This window comes from Nonomuraea sp. NPDC003754 (genome assembly GCF_053605785.1).
In genome coordinates this window covers 241,755-243,805 of the sequence record NZ_JBSGJX010000009.1, presented here as the reverse complement: position 1 = coordinate 243,805, position 2,051 = coordinate 241,755, and the positions used below count along the sequence as shown (strand labels likewise).

The 2,051-nt window shown below is 57.6% G+C and carries 1 rRNA gene (only partly in view); it reads left to right on the top strand.

The features are described from left to right. Positions 1 to 337 precede the first annotated feature (337 nt). Positions 338 to 2,051, top strand: a 23S ribosomal RNA gene (locus ACWEVS_RS14795); it runs 1,287 nt beyond the window's last position.

Sequence of the window (2,051 nt, the reverse complement as noted above, 5' to 3'; positions counted from 1 at the left end):
TAAGGAGCATCGGTCCTGGCCGGAAGGCGAGGATCCACGCTCGGGTTCATCAGCGAACGTCTGATGCCCGGCACGCTCATTAGTGGAGCACTGGCTAGTCAGCTGGACCGGGTTGCCGGGCCGCTAGTACCGCCCTCGTGAGAGGGAGTGGGAACGGGGTTGTCGGGGGTTTGGTCCGGGTCTGAACACACTGTTGGGTCCTGAGGAAACGGACATCAATCGCTTGATGTCTGCTCCTCTGGAGCGCAGGACCAGCGAAGGATCACACGGTTGTGTGGTGTGGAGCTGGTCGCTGTTTGTTGTTTGAGATTTGCATAGTGGACGCGAGCATCTTTGTGGCCAAGTTTTTAAGGGCACACGGTGGATGCCTTGGCATCAGGAGCCGATGAAGGACGTGGGAGGCTGCGTTAAGCCTCGGGGAGTCGCCAACCAGACGTTGATCCGGGGATGTCCGAATGGGGAAACCCAGCACCAGTCATGTGGTGTTGCCTCCGCCTGAATGTATAGGGCGGTTGGTGGTAACGCGGGGAAGTGAAACATCTCAGTACCCGTAGGAAGAGAAAACAACAGTGATTCCGTGAGTAGTGGTGAGCGAAAGCGGATGAGGCTAAACCGGGCATGTGTGATAGCCGGCAGGCGTTGCATGTTCGGGGTCGTGGGACCTTCTGGTGGTTTCTGCCGGAACCGCAAACAGTGAGAAATCGATGGGGTAGTTGAAAGCTCTGGGAAGGGCTGCCGTAGACCGTGAGAGCCGGGTAGGCGAAACCTTGTCGACTGTTGGAGGGGATCCCAAGTAGCACGGGGCCCGAGAAATCCTGTGTGAATCTGCCAGGACCACCTGGTAAGCCTAAATACTCCCTGATGACCGATAGTGCACTAGTACCGTGAGGGAAAGGTGAAAAGTGCCCCGGTGAGGGGTCGTGAAATAGTACCTGAAACCGTGTGCCTACAAGCCGTAGGAGCTTACAAGGGCTTGTCTCTTGTGTGATGTGACTGCGTGCCTTTTGAAGAATGAGCCTGCGAGTTACGGTGTGTGGCGAGGTTAACCCGTGTGGGGGAGCCGTAGCGAAAGCGAGTCTGAATAGGGCGTTTGAGTCGCATGCTGTAGACCCGAAGCGGGGTGATCTACGCATGGGCAGGTTGAAGCGAGGGTAAGACCTCGTGGAGGACCGAACCCACCAGGGTTGAAAACCTGGGGGATGACCTGTGTGTAGGGGTGAAAGGCCAATCAAACTCCGTGATAGCTGGTTCTCCCCGAAATGCATTTAGGTGCAGCGTCGCGTGTTTCTTGCCGGAGGTAGAGCACTGGATGGCCGATGGGCCCGACAAGGTTACTGACGTCAGCCAAACTCCGAATGCCGGTAAGTGAGAGCGTGGCAGTGAGACTGCGGGGGATAAGCTCCGTAGTCGAGAGGGAAACAGCCCAGATCACCGACTAAGGCCCCTAAGCGTGTGCTAAGTGGGAAAGGATGTGGAGTCGCAGAGACAACCAGGAGGTTGGCTTAGAAGCAGCCACCCTTGAAAGAGTGCGTAATAGCTCACTGGTCAAGTGATTCCGCGCCGACAATGTAGCGGGGCTCAAGTACACCGCCGAAGTCGTGGCATTGACAGGTCTTTGGGCCTGTTGATGGGTAGGGGAGCGTCGTGCAGCCGGTGAAGCGGTGGGGTGACCCAACCGTGGAGGCTGTGCGAGTGAGAATGCAGGCATGAGTAGCGAATCGAGGGTGAGAAACCCTCGCGCCGGATGACCAAGGGTTCCTGGGCCAGGCTAATCCGCCCAGGGTAAGTCGGGACCTAAGGCGAGGCCGACAGGCGTAGTCGATGGACAACGGGTTGATATTCCCGTACCCGCTTCAATGCGCCCATATCGAACCTCCTGATGCTAAGAGTCCTTAAGTCCTCTGGTCCTTCGGGATCGGGGTGAGGCTGAACGCTCGATCCGATGGGGTAGTAGGTAAGCGATGGGGTGACGCAGGAAGGTAGTCCAGCCCAGGCGATGGTAGTCCTGGGGTAAGCATGTAGGGAGCGAGGTAGGCAAATCCGCCTCGCAG